This window comes from Nocardia alni (assembly GCF_019038435.1).
Classification (GTDB): Bacteria; Actinomycetota; Actinomycetes; order Mycobacteriales; family Mycobacteriaceae; genus Nocardia; species Nocardia alni.
Map to the genome: position 1 here is coordinate 1 of NZ_JAGPOX010000074.1, position 16,789 is coordinate 16,789.

Annotated in this window: 17 protein-coding genes and 2 pseudogenes; 10 read left to right on the forward strand and 9 right to left on the reverse strand. The window is 68.3% G+C overall.

The window, feature by feature from the left end; translation table 11 throughout:
* Positions 1-244: 244 nt before the first annotated feature.
* Both nirD and JZ791_RS25545 read left to right on the forward strand, forming a co-directional pair.
* Positions 245-628, forward strand: a complete 384-nt coding sequence (gene nirD, locus JZ791_RS25540; protein WP_216897765.1) for a nitrite reductase small subunit NirD — start codon at positions 245-247, stop codon at positions 626-628.
* A complete protein-coding gene (locus JZ791_RS25545) occupies positions 625-1,953 on the forward strand; it encodes a uroporphyrinogen-III synthase (RefSeq protein ID WP_216897766.1) in 1,329 nt (442 codons plus the stop codon). The genes nirD and JZ791_RS25545 overlap by 4 nt, the downstream gene beginning before the upstream one ends.
* Before the next feature lie 355 nt (positions 1,954-2,308).
* On the opposite strand, the gene JZ791_RS25550 is transcribed toward JZ791_RS25545, so the two are convergent.
* Positions 2,309-3,394 carry an aldo/keto reductase gene (locus JZ791_RS25550; protein WP_216897767.1) on the reverse strand — a complete coding sequence of 362 codons (1,086 nt, stop codon included), beginning with the start codon at positions 3,392-3,394 and terminating at the stop codon, positions 2,309-2,311.
* 136 nt (positions 3,395-3,530) lie between these two features.
* On the opposite strand from JZ791_RS25550, the gene JZ791_RS25555 reads away from it, so the two are divergent.
* The 3 genes from JZ791_RS25555 (at position 3,531) to JZ791_RS25565 (ending at position 5,867) form a co-directional block, all read left to right on the forward strand.
* Positions 3,531-4,364 carry a helix-turn-helix domain-containing protein gene (locus tag JZ791_RS25555; protein WP_254206290.1) on the forward strand — a complete coding sequence of 278 codons (834 nt, stop codon included), beginning with the start codon at positions 3,531-3,533 and terminating at the stop codon, positions 4,362-4,364.
* 190 nt (positions 4,365-4,554) lie between these two features.
* Positions 4,555-5,529 (forward strand): alpha/beta hydrolase, encoded by a 975-nt coding sequence (locus tag JZ791_RS25560; RefSeq protein ID WP_216897769.1) that lies wholly within the window; start codon positions 4,555-4,557, stop codon positions 5,527-5,529.
* 2 nt (positions 5,530-5,531) lie between these two features.
* Positions 5,532-5,867 carry a TfoX/Sxy family protein gene (locus JZ791_RS25565; RefSeq protein ID WP_216897770.1) on the forward strand — a complete coding sequence of 112 codons (336 nt, stop codon included), beginning with the start codon at positions 5,532-5,534 and terminating at the stop codon, positions 5,865-5,867.
* Positions 5,868-5,872: 5 nt separating this feature from the next.
* Here the strand turns inward: JZ791_RS25565 and JZ791_RS25570 are convergent, their stop codons facing one another.
* Complete coding sequence (locus tag JZ791_RS25570; RefSeq protein WP_216897771.1) at positions 5,873-6,490, reverse strand: TetR/AcrR family transcriptional regulator; 618 nt, start codon at positions 6,488-6,490, stop codon at positions 5,873-5,875.
* Between the two features lie 55 nt (positions 6,491-6,545).
* Here JZ791_RS25570 and JZ791_RS25575 point away from each other — a divergent pair.
* From JZ791_RS25575 to casG, 3 genes and pseudogenes are all read left to right on the forward strand, one after another.
* A pseudogene (locus JZ791_RS25575) lies at positions 6,546-6,803 on the forward strand (NAD(P)-binding protein); the annotation flags it as partial.
* A 24-nt stretch (positions 6,804-6,827) separates the two neighbouring features.
* Positions 6,828-7,146, forward strand: a pseudogene (locus tag JZ791_RS25580) (serine hydrolase); the annotation flags it as partial.
* A 106-nt stretch (positions 7,147-7,252) separates the two neighbouring features.
* The gene (casG, locus tag JZ791_RS25585; protein ID WP_216897772.1) at positions 7,253-8,914 is read left to right on the forward strand and encodes a steroid-24-oyl-CoA synthetase; all 1,662 of its coding nucleotides are present in this window, start codon (positions 7,253-7,255) and stop codon (positions 8,912-8,914) included.
* Between the two features lie 13 nt (positions 8,915-8,927).
* On the opposite strand, the gene JZ791_RS25590 is transcribed toward casG, so the two are convergent.
* Together JZ791_RS25590 and JZ791_RS25595 are read right to left on the reverse strand one after the other, a co-directional pair.
* Positions 8,928-9,809: a TIGR03854 family LLM class F420-dependent oxidoreductase gene (locus JZ791_RS25590; protein ID WP_216897773.1), complete on the reverse strand. Its 882-nt coding sequence runs from the start codon at positions 9,807-9,809 to the stop codon at positions 8,928-8,930.
* A gap of 92 nt (positions 9,810-9,901) precedes the next feature.
* Complete coding sequence (locus JZ791_RS25595) at positions 9,902-10,477, reverse strand: TetR/AcrR family transcriptional regulator (RefSeq protein ID WP_216897774.1); 576 nt, start codon at positions 10,475-10,477, stop codon at positions 9,902-9,904.
* Between the two features lie 120 nt (positions 10,478-10,597).
* Here JZ791_RS25595 and JZ791_RS25600 point away from each other — a divergent pair, with 120 nt between their 5' ends.
* Positions 10,598-11,332 carry an SDR family NAD(P)-dependent oxidoreductase gene (locus JZ791_RS25600; RefSeq protein ID WP_216897775.1) on the forward strand — a complete coding sequence of 245 codons (735 nt, stop codon included), beginning with the start codon at positions 10,598-10,600 and terminating at the stop codon, positions 11,330-11,332.
* A 28-nt stretch (positions 11,333-11,360) separates the two neighbouring features.
* Positions 11,361-11,795, forward strand: coding sequence for a YdeI/OmpD-associated family protein (locus JZ791_RS25605; protein WP_216897776.1), 435 nt, complete (start codon positions 11,361-11,363; stop codon positions 11,793-11,795).
* Between the two features lie 257 nt (positions 11,796-12,052).
* Here JZ791_RS25605 and JZ791_RS25610 read toward each other — a convergent pair whose 3' ends face one another.
* The 5 genes from JZ791_RS25610 to JZ791_RS25630 all read right to left on the reverse strand — a co-directional run bounded on the left by JZ791_RS25610 (position 12,053) and on the right by JZ791_RS25630 (position 16,340).
* A complete protein-coding gene (locus JZ791_RS25610; protein WP_216897777.1) occupies positions 12,053-12,424 on the reverse strand; it encodes a nuclear transport factor 2 family protein in 372 nt (123 codons plus the stop codon).
* Between the two features lie 67 nt (positions 12,425-12,491).
* Positions 12,492-14,219 (reverse strand): NTP transferase domain-containing protein, encoded by a 1,728-nt coding sequence (locus tag JZ791_RS25615; protein WP_216897778.1) that lies wholly within the window; start codon positions 14,217-14,219, stop codon positions 12,492-12,494.
* 264 nt (positions 14,220-14,483) lie between these two features.
* Positions 14,484-15,218, reverse strand: a complete 735-nt coding sequence (locus JZ791_RS25620) for a VOC family protein (protein WP_216897779.1) — start codon at positions 15,216-15,218, stop codon at positions 14,484-14,486.
* A 61-nt stretch (positions 15,219-15,279) separates the two neighbouring features.
* Positions 15,280-15,579, reverse strand: coding sequence for an MGMT family protein (locus JZ791_RS25625; protein WP_216897780.1), 300 nt, complete (start codon positions 15,577-15,579; stop codon positions 15,280-15,282).
* Positions 15,579-16,340 carry an alpha/beta fold hydrolase gene (locus JZ791_RS25630; protein ID WP_308163091.1) on the reverse strand — a complete coding sequence of 254 codons (762 nt, stop codon included), beginning with the start codon at positions 16,338-16,340 and terminating at the stop codon, positions 15,579-15,581. The genes JZ791_RS25625 and JZ791_RS25630 overlap by 1 nt, the downstream gene beginning before the upstream one ends.
* Positions 16,341-16,789: the final 449 nt, after the last annotated feature.

The following is a 16,789-nucleotide window of genomic DNA, read 5'->3' on the forward strand; positions in this document are numbered from 1 at the left end:
AAGACGAATGGGCCGCAGTCCTGGAAGACCCACAGAAACTCTCCCGATTCGTCTCATTCGTCAACGCCCCCGACCAAGCCGACCCCACCATCGCCTTCGACGACACCGGAGAACGCAAGGTACCGGTGCTGCTCGGCCTGCCCGAGATGCCCCGTAATACCGCCATCCATGGGAAATAGGCGCGTAATCACGCCGAAACACTGCGTCTGTACCAATAGGTAAGGCGTTCGGAGGAGACAGACCGATGACCGTGATCGATACACCCGTACTAACCCCCGCTCGCACGGTTTCCTGGACTCGTGCCTGCCGGTTCGAGCAGCTGATCCCTGGTCGGGGGGTCGCCGTGCTACTGCAGGGCGGCCGGCAGGCTGCGCTGTTCCTGCTGCCCGAGGGCACCCTCTACGCCCTCGGCAACGTGGACCCGTTCGGGCGGGCGGCGGTCATGTCGCGCGGTATCGTCGGGGATCGCGCCGGGGAGCCGGTGGTGGCCTCGCCGCTGTTGAAGCAGGCGTTCTCCCTGGTGGACGGCCGGTGCCTGGACGACGACGCGGCGGTGCTGCCGGTCTACGCCGTGCGCGTGGACTCCGGCATCGTGTCGGTGTCCAGTGAACCGGTGGAGTGTCCATGACCGATCGCCCGATCAGCGCCACACCCGACAACACTCCGCTGGACGGCTTCACCGTCGGCATCACCGCCGCCCGGCGGGCCGAGGAACTCGCCACGATACTGATCCGCCGGGGCGCGACCGTCATCGCCGCGCCGGCCATTCGCATCATCCCGCTGGCCGACGACACCGAATTGGAGCGGGTGACGCGGCAGTTGGTCTCGGAGCCGCCGCAGATCACCGTCGCCACCACCGGAATCGGCTTCCGTGGCTGGATGGAGGCCGCGGAGGGGTGGGGCCTGGCCGAAGATCTGCGCGCGACACTGGGCTCCACGCGTTTGCTTGCCCGCGGTCCGAAGGCCAAGGGCGCCATCCGCGCCGCCGATCTGCGGGAGGAATGGTCGCCCGGCTCGGAATCCTCGGCCGAGGTGTTGGACCACCTGCTCGCCGAGGGGGTGGAGGGCGTCCGGGTGGCGGTGCAGTTGCACGGCGCCACCACCGAATGGGAGCCGGTGCCCGACTTCTGTGAGGTATTGCGTTGCGCGGGAGCCGATGTGGTGCCCGTGCCGGTGTATCGCTGGATCCCGCCGGAGGATCGGGCCCCGATGGACCGGATGCTCGAGGCGATCATCACCGGCGGATTGGACTGCGTCACCTTCACCAGCGCACCCGCGGTGGCCTCGATGTTGATGCGCGCCAAGGAAACCGGGCTGCTCGAGGCGGTGCTGCACGCTCTTCGTACACGGGTGCTGCCCGCCTGCGTCGGGCCGATCACCGCCGCCCCGCTCGAGGAGCTGGGCGTGCGCACGACGATGCCGGAGCGGGCCCGGTTGGGGGCGCTGGCCCGGCACGTCGCCGAGGAACTTCCCCGGCGCGCCAACCGGATGCGCGCGGCCGGACATGATCTGAGCGTGCGTGGGGGATGCGTGGTCGTGGACGGGACGCCGCGTCTGCTCGCGCCCGCGCCGATGGCGTTGATGCGGGCGTTGACCCGCCAGCCGGGCCGCGTGGTGTCGCGGGCCGATCTGCTGGCGGTGCTGCCCGGCGGCGGTGACGACACCCATGCTGTGGAGACCGGGATCGCGCGGTTGCGGGCCGGGCTGGGTGCGCCGAAAGTCATTCAGACGGTGGTGAAGCGGGGTTATCGGCTGGCGATGGATCCGACCGACTGTGTGGACAACACTCCGCAGCGGGTGGACAGTAGTCCGCGTCCGGTCGAGCGCACCCTGCGCGCTGTCGATGAGCCGTTGCGTCCAGTGGGCAATGCTCCGCGTCCTAACCCGATGCCCCCGGGAGGGGCAGGTTACGGCTCGTCGGCGCAACCGGTTTCGATCGCCAGGGTGTGGTGACTGCGAACCTTGCTGTGCCCCGTCATTCCCGCGTGCTGACCCGAAAATCAACGCGATCGGGCACGCGTCAGCACCCGGCGGAGCCGCATCGGCGAGCGCCACACCGATTTCAGCTTTCAACAAGCTCCCGCGCCAGCGGGGACAAAGGTCTTTGGCGGGAATCCACCTGGTACGCATAGGGTTACGGTGGATCCCGGCCAAAGCACGCCAGGATGACGGGGTTCGGGTGTCCTGCTGATGCGGCTCGGTGCCTGGTTGATGGGGCGTATGAGCCCGGTTGATGGGGCTGGGTTGCTCGGCTGACGGGGCTTGGGTGCCCGGATGATCGGCTGGGTGCCGGGGATGACGGGCTGGGTCAGGCGTGGGTCTGGATCTTCAGGTCGCCGCTGATCACGGTGCGGGTCATGTCCCGGCCGAGCATGTTGTGCGGGAAAATCGGTGTGACGGCACTGATCTCGTCGAGGCGGGCCAGGTGGGTGGCGTCGAATTCGACGTCCAGCGCGCCCAGGTTGTCCTCGAGCTGGGCGGGGGTGCGCGCGCCGATGATGGGCGCGGTGACCGCCGGGTTGCGCAGTGTCCAGGCCAGGGCCACCTGGGCCGGGGACTTGCCCAGCTCCGCCGCGACCTTCGTGACCTCCTCGGCGATCCGCAGGCTGCGCTCGGTGAGCGAGCCCTGGGCCAGGGCGACGTCCTTGCGCGTGCCTTCGGGGGAGGTCGTCCCCTGCGCCGTGATGTCCGTGACCTGCGCTCGCAGGTCCGCGGCGGTGTACTTCCCGGTCAGCACCCCGCTGGCCAGTGGGGACCAGGGGATCACACCCAGACCCATCTCCTGCGCCATGGGGATCAGATCATGCTCCACGGTGCGTTCGGCGAGGCTGTACTCGATCTGCAGCGCCACCAGCGGTGACCAGCCGCGCAGGTCGGCGATGGCCTGCATGCGGGAGACCTGCCAGGCCGGGGCGTCGGAGATCGCCACGTACAGCAGCTTGCCCTGGCGGACCAGATCGTCCATCCCGCGCAGGATCTCCTCGACCGGCGTCGTGAAGTCCCAGGCGTGCAGGTAGAGCAGGTCGATGTAGTCCGTATTCAGCTTCCGCAGGCTGTCTTCCACCGAGGCGACCATGCTCTTGCGGCTGTTACCACCGGAATTGGGGTCGCCCGGCCGCCGCAGCATCGTGTACTTGGTCGCCAGGACCAGCGCCTCGCGATTATCGCGCGTGAACTCGCCGAGCAGGCGCTCGGAGCTGCCGTTGGTGTAGACGTTCGCGGTGTCGATGAAGTTGCCGCCGCGTTCGACGTACAGATCGAACAGCTTGCGCGCGTCATCGGTGCCGGCGCCCCAGCCCCAATCGTCGCCGAAGGTCATCGTGCCCAGTGCCAGCGGCGAGACCCGCAGTCCGGAGCGTCCCAGCAACCGGTAGGTGTCCAGGGTGAGGGACATCGTGTCCTCCTGTATTCGTATTTTCTATGTCGGAATCCAGTCTGTTTCGCCGCGCGGACCGGGGTAAGGGAGAGATCTGCCCAGGAAGAATGTGCCTGGGAACGCCGGTCCCACCCTCGCCGTAGGATCGATCGTGATGACCCGCACCGTGGATACCACCCAGGAGTTGGCCGCTTTTCTGCGGACCCGGCGCGAGCGCCTGGACCCGCGCGATTTCGGCCTGCCGCAGCGGCGTCAGTCCCGGCGTACCCCCGGCCTGCGCCGCGAGGAGGTCGCCGACCTGGCCGGGGTCAGCACCGACTATGTGGTCCGGCTGGAGCAGGGCCGCGGGCTGCGACCCTCGGCCGAGGTGCTCGAGGCGCTGGCCCGGGCGTTGCGCCTGGCCCCAGACGAGCGGGTGTATCTGTTCGACCTGGCCCAGCACCGCATGCCCAACGCCGATAAACCGGCGATGATCCCGGACCCGGCGCTGGTGCGTCTCATGGCCGACCTGTCGCCGCGTCCGGCGATGCTGGTCAACCATCGCTTCGACGTGCTGGCCTGGAACCGCGAAATGACCCTTCTGCTGGTGGATTTCGACACCCTGCCCTTGTCGCAGCGCAATTCGATGTGGCTGTGCCTCAATCATCCGCAGCTGTGCGGGGATTTCTACGTCGAGCGCGAACGCGTGGTGCGCGAGGGCATCGCCGATCTGCGTGCGGCGTGGGCGGCGCACCCGGACGATCAGGCCCTGGCCGATCTCATTCACGAATTCACCACTGGTGATTCGGAATTCGCCCGGCTGTGGGCGCGGCGCGATGTCAAGGTCAACGGCCGTGGGACCAAGGTGATGCGGCATCCGGAGGTCGGGCGGGTCGCGGTGGAGTTCGAAGTGCTGATACCGGTGGAGGATCCGGATCAGCGACTGGTGATCTACCGGGCGGCCGACGCGGACAGTCAGGCCGCGCTGGATCGGCTCTGCGCGGAATAATGTCGAGGGTGTGCGCCTGACTCGGGCGTGACGAGCCGGTCTGCCCCGGCGCCTCAGATGGCTGATCGCGCAAAAATTGCTGCTCGGGGGAGACGGCGCGGCCGACATCACCGCGCTGCGTGCGCACGGGCAGGACGAACACGCGCGCTGATGCGGGCGGGGGTTCTTCTGCTCGAGGCATACTCGACATATGCACCGGCCGCTACGTTGCCTGTTCGTCCTGTTAGCTGTGGTCGCCTCACTGTTTCCCGCGGTCGCGTCCGCCGACACCGGCCGAGGTCCGGCGATCCTGGATGTGCGGCCGCTCGGTGGGCGTCAGTATCAGGTCGTCGTCTACTCCGCCGCGATGAACAGGCCGATCGCGCTGTGGGTTTCGCATCCGGATGCGCCCGCTCCCGCGCTGTATCTGCTCAACGCCGTCGACGGCGGTGAGGACGGCGGTCCGTGGAACGTCCGCACCGACGCGGCGAAGTTCTTCGCCGACAAGCCGGTCAATGTGATCGTGCCGATCGGCGGGCGGGCCAGCTACTACACCGATTGGCTCGCCGATGACCCGGTGCTGGGCCGCAACGAGTGGGCCACCTTCCTGACTCATGAACTGCCGCCGCTGTTGAACGCGCGTTTTCACATGACCGGCCGCAATGCCGTCGCGGGAGTGTCGATGTCGGGCACCTCGGCGCTGGATCTGGCGATCCAGGCGCCGGGGATGTATCAGGCCGCCGGGGTGTACAGCGGCTGCCCCGCCACCAGTGATGCGACGGCGCGGGCGCTGGTGTACTCGCAACTCGCGACGTTCGGCGCGAACGCCGCCAATATGTGGGGCGCACCGGGAAACATCGACTGGACCGCACACGATCCGGTGGTCAACGCGGGCCGGTTGCGCGGGGTGGCGATGTACATCTCGGCCGGTACCGGCGCCGCGGGCGCGCACGACACCCTGGCCGATCCCTCGATCGGCGGTCCCGGCGGACTGGTCAACCGCGTCACGGTGGGCGGCGTGATGGAGAGCGTGGTGAACAACTGCACCCGTACGTTCACCGACCGGCTTGCGGCGCTGGGGATTCCGGCCACCGTGGTCTTCCACCCCGGCACCCACTCGTGGCCGTACTGGCAGGACGACCTGCACAACTCCTGGCGGGTCTTCGCCCCGGCGCTCGGGGTGTGATCATGGCGTACGACGAGGAACTGGCCGAGCGGATCCGGGACCTGCTCGGTCCCACGTTGCCGGAGATGGCCGAGAAGAAGATGTTCGGCGGGCTGGGCTTCATGGTCGGCGGCAATATGGCGCTGGCGGCCAGCGGGCGGGGCGGGCTGATGGTGCGGGTGGATCCCGAGGAGGCCGAATCGCTCATCGACGGCGAGTCGGTATCGCCCATGGTCATGGGCGGTCGTCAGATGAACAACTGGCTGCAGGTCACCCTTGGAGTTGTCGAGGACGACGCGGCGCTACAGGAGTGGATCGAGCGTGGTGTCGCGTACGCGCGCACCCTCCCGCCGAAGTAGCCGGCTCAGTCCCGCGGCGCCTGCAGGGCCGGGAACCAGATGTCGGTCAGCACCTCCGCGGCCTGGGCGGCGGTGACATCGATGGCGCCCTGCATGGCCCACCGGGTGAAGAAGCGTTCAAGCTGGGCGACCAGCAGTTCGATGCGCAGCCGGGCCTCGTCGCGGCGCTCGCGCGGCCAGCGGGACAGGTAGGCGGGCATGCCGTCGGCGAGGGTCATGATGCCCTCGCGGGCCACTTCGCGGAATTCGGGTTCCAGGGCGGTCGCCTCGTCCCAGGCGGGCAGCAGATCCTTGTTCTGCACGAACCATCCGATCGCGCGGGTCATCCAGGCGCCGAATTCGCCGCGTGATCCGGTGAGCAGCACTCGGTCCAGATCCTCGTAGAACTGGCGGACGCCGGCGAGCGTGCCCTCGGCGCCGATCGCGCGCAGCACCTCGGTCTTCCCGGTGAAGTGCAGGTAGAAGGTGGCGCGGCTGCATCCGACCGCGGCCGCGATGTCGTCCACGCGCACGCTCGAATAGCCCCGGGTGACGAACAGCTCCCGAGCGGCCTGGAGGATGCGCTCATGGGTCAGGCGTTTCTGTTCCTCGCGAAGCGAGCCGCGACGGGGTTCCTCCGGCATGTCAGTCATAGTAGACGATCTGTAACTCACTAGACGCTATGTCTAGTGAGTGTTAGTGTGGCTCGCGTCACGCGAACTGCCCCGGGTGTGCGTCATCGGCGCCGGTCCGTCGGGGATCACCACGGCGAAGCGGCTGGCCGAACACGGCATTCCCTTCGACTGTTACGAGGCCTCCGGCGAGGTCGGCGGCAACTGGTATTTCAAGAATCCGAACGGCATGTCGGCGTGCTATCAGAGCCTGCACATCGATACCTCCACGTACCGTTTGCAATTCGAGGACTACCCGGCGCCCGCGGACTGGCCGGACTTTCCGCGACAGCGCGTTTGGTGGTCAAGGCTGAGCGGACGAAGGTTCCTCTCGCCGGAGGCCATCGGGCTCATCTTCGACCAGCAGTCCGACGGCGTCGACCTGGCGCTGCTGATCCCGCTGCGGTTCGGCATCGGTTTACGGCCTGCCGCATCCGCGGACCGTGCCACACGTGCCGCCGGGGCGGGTGTGCTGGTGGGCCGGATACGGCGGGGCCATGGTCGTCAACGACCTGGATCGCCGGATCACCTTCGTCTATGTCATGAATCGCATGGCTGACGGGCTGATCGGCTCGGACCGCTCGGATGCGTATCTGAAGGTCACCTTCGACGCCGGTTCCACTCTGTGAGGCATGTGCTCGACAAGTGCGGAAATGTACTGGTAGGGGTCTGGGTGGCAGCGTGCGCGGCGTGATCCGCAGTGGTGCTGCGCTCGACTCGAGAGAGAGGATGTCGATGGCTGAGACCACCGGCTCGCAGACCGTGGACCCGCAGGCCGCTGCCGCGCGGATCACCGCCGCCCTCACCGGGCCGGGCGGGCCATTCGAGATGATTGTCGAGCAAGTGCTCGGTGCTCCGATTCCGGTGGTACGAAACCGGCACCGATCGCTGATCGGGCTGCTCGACGCCTCGGAGGCTTGGGGTGAGCGCGACTATCTGGTGACCGCGGAGCGGCGGATGTCGTTCGCCGAGCACCGGGCCGCGGCAGGGGCGCTGGCTGCCGGGTTGGCGCAGCGATACGGCGTGGGTAAAGGCGACAGGGTCGCGATTCTGGCCGCCAACGCGCCCGAATGGGTCGTGACCTTCTGGGCCGCGCAGTGCCTCGGCGCGATCGCGGTCGGCTACAACGCGTGGTGGGCTCCGCGCGAGATCGACTACGCACTCGGGCACACCACGCCGACGGTGGTGATAGCGGATGCGAAAAGAGCTGCGCTGCTACAGCGGACCGATGTGCCGGTGCTCACCATGGAACGGAATGTGCCCGAGCTGATCGCCGCCCACCCCGGTGCCGCGCCGCGAGCGGTGGTCGCCGAGGACGATCCGGCGGTGATCCTGTACACCAGCGGCACCAGCGGGCGACCCAAGGGTGTGGTGCACTCGCATCGAAATCTGGTGGCGGTCACCGACTATCACCGCTTCACCGACGCCCTGTCGGCGGCGTTCCGGGGGCAGGAGTTCGCGGAGCCGAGCGATAAGCGATTCCTGTTGACCTCGCCCCTGTTCCACATCGCCAGCCTGCACAATCTGGTGATCCCGCGCCTGGCGACCGGCGCGGCCGTGGTGATTCACGAGGGCTCGTTCGAGGTCGACCGGGTGCTGCGGCTGGTCGAGAGCGAACGGGTCAGCAATTGGGGTGCGGTGCCGACGATGGCCGCGCGCATGCTCGATCACGATCTGAGCGGTTACGATCTGTCGTCCCTGGCCGCGTTCTCGCTCAACGCCGCTCCTTCCTCGCCGGCGTTCCATCGGCGGCTGCGCGAGCAGTTGCCGGTCGCGCAGGTGGCGCTGACCACCAGTTACGGACAGACCGAAAGCGGCACGGCCGCGACGGTCGCCACACCGCCGGAACTGCGCGCGCATCCGGAGACGGTGGGGCGGCCCATCCTCGGCGTCGCGGTGGAGATCCGTGACGAACAGGGCCGGGCCGTACCCGACGGCGACGAGGGCGAGATCTGTGTGCGCAGCCCTTACGTGATGCTCGGCTACTGGAACGACGATGCCGCCACCGCCGCCGCGATCGACGGCGAACGCTGGTTGCGCACCGGAGATTTCGGGATCCTCGAGGACGGTCGCCTGCGATTGTCCGGCCGCCGTACCGATCTCATTCTGCACGGCGGGGAGAACGTGTACCCCATAGAGATCGAGAACGCCCTGGACGAGCACCCCGCGGTGGTGGAGTCCGCGGTGCTCGGCATCCCGCACGAGGACCTCGGGCAGGAGGTCGCGGCAGTCGTCGTCGTCACCGGCACCGGGGTGGTCGACGAGGCCGAGCTACGGGGGTTCGTCGCCGAGCGGCTCGCCTACTTCAAGGTGCCCTCGCACTGGGTGATCACCGTGGAACCGTTGCCGCGCAACGCCACCGGCAAGGTTGTGCGGCGGGAGATAGAAATGAAGTGAGAACGAACTCGGGTCAGTTCTGGCGCGGGATCAGTTCGGCGACAAAGCGATCGATGAACTCGTCGTACGGACGGGTGCTGGAGGTGCTGACGACGAATTTGGTCAGTCCTGCCTCGATGTACCCGTCGAGCAATCGATGCAGCTCCGGCCAGCTGGTGGCGACGAGTTCGCTCGGATCGACATCGGGACGCCTGGCTCGAATCGCGGCCGTCCGCTGCTCGGGGATGCCGTCCTCGGCCAGGAACACGCTGATCCCGAAGTGGTCGGCTTCGATCTCACGGCCCGCCTCGTCGGCCGCGGTCTGGATGGTCTCGCGGGCCCGTCCGGCCTCGGCGGGCGTCAGAAAACTGCCCAGCCACCCGTCGGCCAGGCGACCGATCCGGCGCAACGCCGCCGGGGCCGACCCACCGAGCCAGATGTCCAGAGGCCGGCTCGGCCGAACCCCGATGCCGGTTCCCGCGACGGTGAAGAACTCGCCCGCGAAGTTCACCTCGTCATCGTCCAGCGCACTGCGCAGCAGGCGCAGCGATTCGTCGAATACCTTGGCGCGCTGCCCTTCCGGCACGGGAAACAGGTCGTGCTCGGCGGCCTGCGCCGGTCGCAGCCCGAACACCGGAAGCACCCGCTTGGGCGCCAGGGCCGCCAGCGTGGCCAACTGTTTGGCCACCAGAACCGGATGCCGCCCCGGCAGAATCGTCACCGACGTCCCCACCTTCAGCCGGCTCGTGCGCGACAGCGCGAACGACATCCCGACAACCGGGTCCACAGCCTTCGAATACACCAGCTCGGGCAGCCACAGCGAGTCCACTCCGGCCGCCTCGAGCTCGTCGACGATCCCGGCGAACTGCTCGGGTTCGGCGCCCGCGCCGACCGCCACCCCGAAACGAACCTTCATGCGCGAACTCCTCTGCCGGATGCATCCCTCATGCGCAACCGGTCGACGGCCACCATCCATTCCCGCGGTCTCGCCGCGCCGTAGCGTATTCGTCATACCGCCGTCGTGGCGATGGCGTTGTCGACGAGGACGGCTGCGATGGCGGCGGCGGTGGCGAGGGTCTCGGTGTTGAGGACTCGGCTGCGGGCCGAGGCGCCGTCCAGCAGCAGTGCCAGTTGCTCGCCGAGCTGTTCGGGGTTGGTGGCGCCGGCCTCGCGGGCGGTATCGACGAGCCGGGCGGCGAAGGCTTTCTTGTAGTCGCGGGCGTATACGCGTGCCGGGTGGTCCGGGTCGGGGATTTCGACGGCCGCCGCGATGAACGGGCACAGGGGCGCGTGCACCTCGAACGCGGCAAGGAGCCGTTCGCGAGGTGTGAGGTCGGTGCGGTCGAACACCTCGGGCAGGACGTCGGGATCGAATCGGCGTAGACATTCGGCGATCAGCTCGTCCTTGCCGCCGAAGTGCTGGTAAAGCGTGCGCTTGGACACCTCGGCCACCGCGCAGAGCTGGTCCGTGCCGGTGCAGTTGATGCCCTGATCGCGGAACAGCTGTTGTGAAGCGCTGACGATGCGCTCTCGTGCGCCCCTGCCGCGGCGCAGGCCTCGCGGCCCTTTCTCCAACTCTGTCACACACCCAGCGTAGCCCACTTGGGTACAGATCGGTGTGCATAGCTTGCGTCCCGGGCGGTCGTTCGATACTTTAAGTACTCAGATCGGTGTACATAAAATCGGCATGTGAATGGAGTAATCATGGGAAAGCTCGATGGCAAGGTTGCGGTGATCACGGGCGCGACCAGTGGGATGGCGCTGGCCGGTGCGAAGTTGTTCGTCGACGAAGGGGCTCACGTCTTCATCTCGGGCCGGCGAAAGGACGCGCTGGACGAAGCCGTCAGCCTGATCGGCCGGAATGTGACCGGCGTGCAGGCCGATTCGGCCGACCTCGATGATCTGGACCGTTTGTTCGAGACGGTCGAGCGGGAAAAGGGCACGCTCGACGTGTTGTGGGCAAGTGCCGGGATGGGCGAGCAGGGCAGGCTCGGCGAGATCACCGAGGCGCAGTTCGACGCCGCCTTCTCGGTGAACGCGCGCGGCACGCTGTTCACGGTCCAGAAGGCGCTGCCGCTGTTCAACGATGGCGGCTCGATCCTCATGACCGGGTCGAACGCGTCGCTGCGGGGCTACCCCGATTGGAGTGTGTACGCGGCGAGCAAGGCCGTGCTGCCCGCCTACGCGCGGGTGTGGGTGTCCGAGCTGAGGGACAGGAAGATCCGGGTGAACGTGCTGACTCCCGGCCAGGTCGCCACGCCGATGATGGAGGAGGTGATGGACGAGCAGGCCAAGGCGCAGTTCGAGTCCGTGATCCCGCGCCGGGAGATGGGCCGCCCCGAGGAGATCGCGTCGGTCGCGTTGTTCCTCGCCTCGGACGACTCGAGCTACGTCAATGGCATGGAGGTGGTCGTCGACGGCGGCACCACGGTGATCTGAGCGCGGGCCACTCCTCTACGCTGCGGTTATGCGGCGATTCGAGGCGAGGATCGAAAGTGCTCGCGGTGGTGGCGCGGTGGTGCCGGTGCCCGCCGACGTCGTCGAGGCCCTGGGGGGTGGCGGGCGCATACCGGTGCGGGTCACCTTCGACGGCGTCGAGTATCACGGGTCGATCGCCTCGATGGGGGCGGGACCGTGCATCGGGATGCTGAAAGCGATTCGCGCCGAACTCGGCAAGGGGCCGGGGGACACCGTCGAGGTGACCGTGGAACGGGATACCGCCGAGCGGACCGTGGAGGTGCCCGGCGATCTGGCCGCGGCACTTGCCGAGGCCGGGGTGCGCGAGGCGTTCGACGCCCTGTCCTACAGCCGTCGTCGTGAGCAGGTGACGGCGATTACCGAGGCCAAGCGCCCGGAGACCCGGCGCCGTCGCGTCGAGCAGACGGTCGCCGCGCTGCGGTAGTCGCGTACCGCCGGATCTCCGGTTGGTGTCCGGAATATGTCGGTACTACCCGGAAAGGCTGCTGAGGCTCAAGAGACTGCTGCCGAAGCTCAGAACACTGCTGCCGGCGCTCAGCGCCGTAGACAGAATGCTTTGGATATTCACTTCACTCTTTTCGAAGACGTCGCGAAATGTATCGATGACGATCGAAGCGTAGGTGCTCGGACACCCTCCCTGCGCGGCATACTTCTCAGTACCGGTGAGTGTGTTCGGCCATGCTATTGCCCGCCCAGCGCGGTCAGCGGGGCCATGTCGAAGTAGTCGCGCCAGGCGGCGATCTTGCCGTCGCGCACCTCGAAGGAGCCCATGACCGGCAGTTCGATCTTGTTATCGTTGATGGTGAAACGGTCGACGCGCTCGTTCATCACCGTGTCACCGATTTCGGCCTGATGGTGGATGTCGAAGTCGATATTGCCGAAGTTGGCGAGGAATCCGCGCAGAAATTCCAGAATGGCGGGCTTGCCGACCAGCGGCTGCATCGGAATGTTGTGGTAGACCGCGTCGTCGGTGAAGTACTCGACGATGGATTCGGGTGTGCCGGTGCGCCATTCGCTGCAGAACTCGGTGACCAGTTCGCTGGGTGTTGTCATATGAGCCTCCTGGTAGTTAGAACCTGTTCCAGAATGCTCAGTCGGGGTGGTGTGCGCAACCCTCGGCTCAGCTCGGCAGCGGCAGGAATTCGACCAGGTCGCCGTCGGCGGCGTGTGCCGGGACGACGGCCAGTCCGTCGCGGTCGAGCAGGCCCGCCAGATGGGCGGTGCGGATGTTCGGATCGCCGAGCCAGCCGCCCTCGGCCGCGGCACGGGCGGGCACGATTCGCGGTGCGGAGCCGGATATTTCGGCGGCGTTGTGCAGCGGGCCGGTGAGCGCGCGGCGCGGCGGGCGTGTGGTGCGGCCCTCGACGATCGACGGCGCCAGCGCCAGCAGCGTCGCCACCGCCGCGAACGGGTTGCCAGGTAGCCCTAGAACCGTTGTCCCACTGCCGATTTCGGCAACCACCGTGGAGCCGCCGGGGCGCAGGCGCAGTCGATGGACGGGAATGTGCGCGCGGGCCCGGTCCAGGGACGCGCGAAGCTGGTCCGCCGCACCGCCGCCGGTCGCGCCGACGATCACCAGCAGCTCGCAGTCGTCGGTGCCGGCCAAGACCTCGTCGAAGCCGTTCGGGCTGTCGCGCAGATGAACTCGGCCCAGGGGTGCAATTCCACACCAGGACAACAGGTCCGGCAGTACCGGCCCGATCGAGTCGCGGGTCTGTCCGGTGTGCAGCGGACCGTCGCCGCGAATCTCGTCGCCGGTCATGATGATTCGGGCGCGGACCGGCCCGCGCACCAGCGCGGTGGTGACCTCCGCGGACGCCGCGACGGACAGCAGCGCGGGCGAAACCGGCGTGCCCTCGGCGGCGACGATGTCGCCCGGGTTCCAGTCCTCGCCGCGACGGCGCACGTCGTCGCGGATCGGCGTGCCGGGCAGCCGGTGCAGCAGACCATCCGGGTCGACATGGACGAATTCGTCGCGGACCACGGTGCCGGTGCCCTCGGGAACATGAGCGCCAGTGGCGATCCGCACCGCCTCCCCGGCTTGCAGCCCGGCGGGGCGCGCACCGCCCGCGAAGCCGATATCGCGGCGCAGTTGCCACGGTCCCGCGCCCGCGACGGCGTAACCGTCCATGGCCGACACGTCGAACCGGGGCAGCGCCTCGACCGCGAGCAGCGGTTCGGCGAGCGTCGCCCCGCTCGCCGTGCGCAGCGTAACGCGCCGAGCGTCTAACTTGGATAGTTTGTGCCGCAGCACATTCCGAGCCTCGTCCAGTGACAGTGGCGGGGCCTGCGCGCGGGCACGGGCGATATCGTCCGGTGTGTCGCAGTCGGCCACGGTGTCCAGCGCGAGTGTCGCGGTGTGCGCCGGGATCAGGGCCTTCATCGGCTGGTTCACCGGTGTGCCGAGCCGCTCGAGCCCGGCCAGCAGGGCCGCGCGCCGCCACACTCCGACCAGGTATTGGGGTCGGCCGGAGTCGTCGGCCGCGAACGTCGCATCGGCTCCGGTGGCGCCGACCTGGGAGATCAACTGCTCGACCGCGCCCGCGGTGAGGAACGGCATATCGGCCGCCAGCACGACGACCAGGTCGGCGGTGTCGGCCAGGGCGGTCAGCCCGACCGCGATCGCGGCGACCGGCCCGGACCCGGCCGGGACCTCCCGGGCCTGGAGGATCCCGGGCCCCAGCTCGGGGCGATACGGACCGACCACGACCGTGTGCGCACAGGAAGCGACCGCCGACAGGGCCGTCTCCAGCATGGACCGCCCGCCGACCACGAGCGCCGGCTTGTCCACGCCACCCATCCGGGTGGCCCGTCCACCGGCGAGCACGATCGCGTCGACTGTGGTCACGCTCGCGCCTCGCCAGCGCCCCGCGCAGCCGTGACCAGGGGTGCTGTGCCCGCGGTTGCCTCGCCGCGCTCGGTCACGACCATTCGTCCGAGTAATAGCCCATATCGCCGATCGTAGTTTGTCTCGCCCGCCGGTCGGTACGGCCGTCCCGGTCGGCAATACGATACGGCTATCGGTGCCGCGATTGGACGGGTGCGAATCGCCGGGTTCGAACCACGCGTGTGGGCGGTTCTCTCAGCGGCTGGGTGATGCTGCGGTGCGGGCTCATTCGGTGTGCGGGCGCAGCAGGCAGAATTCGTAGGTCTCCGGATCGGCCAGGACCACCGGCGGTGTGCGGAAATAGTTGGGCTGCGGCGTCATCGCGCCGGCTTCGCGTAGTCGTTCGATCTCTTCGGCCGGATCGTCGGCCGCATACGGGATCAGGTCCAGGTGTAGTCGACCGGGCTGGCTCGGATCCTGCGGCGCCCGAAGGAATTCCAGCCACGGGCCCTGCTCGGTCTCCGAACGGATACCGGCGAAACGGCCCGCGGAGTGGGTGACCGGCCAGCCCGCGGCCGCCGACCAGAAATGGGCCAGCCGTGGCGGATCGGCGGTGTCGACGACGATCGCGGCGACCGCCCCGGTGTCGACGTATTCCTCACGCGGTTCCAGCACACAGAATTCGTTGCCCTCCGGGTCCGCGAACACCGCCCAGGGCACCGCGCCCTGCCCGACGTCCAGGCGGCGGGCGCCCAGGGACAGCGCCCGATCCACCTGCACGCCTTGATGATCCAGCGACCGGCTGGCCAGATCGAGATGGATGCGATTCTTCCCGGACTTGGGCTTGCGTGTGGGCAGGAAGGTCAGCGCGACATCGGGTGCGTCCGGATCCGGCGCCGACACGTCGACCCCGCCGTCCGGATCCTCGCTCATCCGCCAGCCCAGCAGTTCGGCCCAGAAACGGGCCACGGCACGCGGTTGATCCGCATCGAAGACCACACACGCCAGACGGGTGGACATGACTCCACCGTAACCGCCGCGCGCCCGCCCGCGGACCGAGTTGGGCGGCGCCGCAGCAGGACTAGGTATCGAATCGGTATCGAGCGGCGGCCAGATCCACGCGATCTCCGCGAACCGGGCAGCCCTCCTCGGCGAGGCGGGCCAACTGCCGGTGCGCCAGATGCGGGGCCGGCGTCCCGTCGGCGCGCAGCACGCGGTGCCAGGGCAGATCACCGGAGTCGGTGCGCATGATCCAGCCGACCGTGCGCGGGGTGGACAGCCCGGCCACCGCGGCGATATCGCCGTAGGTGGACACCCGGCCCGGTGGGATCGCGGCGACGAGTTCGCGCACCCGCTCGACTTGCGCCTCGGTGGTGGGCATTACAGCACCGAGCGCACGATGGCGGCGGTCTCGGCCGGGAGCGCCAGGGGCACCATATGGCCGCAGTTGAATTCGTGCACCGTGAGTCTGTCGCCCAGATGCGCGGCGAGTGCCGGTCGGAGTTGTGGAGTGACCCAGGGCGAGTCGAGCGCGTGCACCAATACGGTCGGCGTCGAGGCCGGGGGCAGGACGAGTTCGCGGGCCAGCTGACCGAAATAGGAGATGATCGCGGGCAGACTCATGCGCCAGGTCCGGCGGCCCCGCGCGGTGGTGACCAGGTGTTCGGCCAGTTCGGCATCGATCAGCCTGGACTCGACCTCGCCCCAATCGGATTCGACCTTGTCGCGGCGCGCGGCCTCGGCATCCGGATAGTCCGGATCGGCCAGCACCTGATCGGTGATCTCGCCGATCCACCCGGGCTCCTGCGCGATCGCCGGGTCCAGCAGCACCAGCGCCCGCACCAGGTCCGGGCGATGCCGGGCCATGTGGACGGCGATCGCACCCCCGAACGAATGCCCGACCACCACGGCCGGTGCGTCGTCCAGCAGCCGCACCAGATCCTCCACCACCGCCTCGAATGTCCATGGCGGCAGTGATGTGGATCGCCCGTGCCCGCGCAGGTCCGGCGCGATGAACCGCACGTCGGGCAGATGCTCGGTGGCCAGCGTCTCCCACCGCTTGCCGTGCCCGGTCAGCCCGTGCAGGGCCAGGACGCGGGGACCGTCGGCGGGGCCGTATTCGTACACCTGGAGTTCGGACACCGGTTCATTGTGCCGGTCCACGCCGAGGGGCGCCGCCCGGCCGCCGGTCATCGATCGGCGCCCGGGACACTCCTGCGGGTCGTGCTGCGGCCGGCTCCGGCAACCTGCTCCGGTAGTGCCGTCAACCACTCTGAGCTGCATGGACCCGAGACGCCGGATAATTGCCACGTGTCCTGGATGAATCACGGTTCGACACACCGATGCTCGCGCCCGGCGGTGTATGACGACTCGGCGGTGCGAAATCGGAATACCGGACACCAGTGCCCGGCCCGGTGCGGTCGACGCAGTTGACGCGCATCGTGTGCGCCTCGGACGGCTGCGGGTGCGTACGTGAGATAATTCGCGTCGTTGTTCGATTCGAGGGAGTGGGATGCCGATCACAGGACGGATACGTCGGCCCTGCGCGTCACAGTTTGCTGCGGCGAAATCAATTTCTGTCGGCGGCGTCT

Excerpts from the sequence above, each read along its gene's own strand:
- nirD (WP_216897765.1), top strand. The coding sequence starts at position 245 with ATGACCGTGATCGATACACCCGTACTAACCCCCGCTCGCACGGTTTCC.
- JZ791_RS25545 (WP_216897766.1), top strand. The coding sequence starts at position 625 with ATGACCGATCGCCCGATCAGCGCCACACCCGACAACACTCCGCTGGAC.
- JZ791_RS25550 (WP_216897767.1), bottom strand. The coding sequence starts at position 3,394 with ATGTCCCTCACCCTGGACACCTACCGGTTGCTGGGACGCTCCGGACTG.
- JZ791_RS25555 (WP_254206290.1), top strand. The coding sequence starts at position 3,531 with ATGACCCGCACCGTGGATACCACCCAGGAGTTGGCCGCTTTTCTGCGG.
- JZ791_RS25560 (WP_216897769.1), top strand. The coding sequence starts at position 4,555 with ATGCACCGGCCGCTACGTTGCCTGTTCGTCCTGTTAGCTGTGGTCGCC.
- JZ791_RS25565 (WP_216897770.1), top strand. The coding sequence starts at position 5,532 with ATGGCGTACGACGAGGAACTGGCCGAGCGGATCCGGGACCTGCTCGGT.
- JZ791_RS25570 (WP_216897771.1), bottom strand. The coding sequence starts at position 6,490 with ATGCCGGAGGAACCCCGTCGCGGCTCGCTTCGCGAGGAACAGAAACGC.
- casG (WP_216897772.1), top strand. The coding sequence starts at position 7,253 with ATGGCTGAGACCACCGGCTCGCAGACCGTGGACCCGCAGGCCGCTGCC.
- JZ791_RS25590 (WP_216897773.1), bottom strand. The coding sequence starts at position 9,809 with ATGAAGGTTCGTTTCGGGGTGGCGGTCGGCGCGGGCGCCGAACCCGAG.
- JZ791_RS25600 (WP_216897775.1), top strand. The coding sequence starts at position 10,598 with ATGGGAAAGCTCGATGGCAAGGTTGCGGTGATCACGGGCGCGACCAGT.
- JZ791_RS25605 (WP_216897776.1), top strand. The coding sequence starts at position 11,361 with ATGCGGCGATTCGAGGCGAGGATCGAAAGTGCTCGCGGTGGTGGCGCG.
- JZ791_RS25610 (WP_216897777.1), bottom strand. The coding sequence starts at position 12,424 with ATGACAACACCCAGCGAACTGGTCACCGAGTTCTGCAGCGAATGGCGC.
- JZ791_RS25620 (WP_216897779.1), bottom strand. The coding sequence starts at position 15,218 with ATGTCCACCCGTCTGGCGTGTGTGGTCTTCGATGCGGATCAACCGCGT.
- JZ791_RS25625 (WP_216897780.1), bottom strand. The coding sequence starts at position 15,579 with ATGCCCACCACCGAGGCGCAAGTCGAGCGGGTGCGCGAACTCGTCGCC.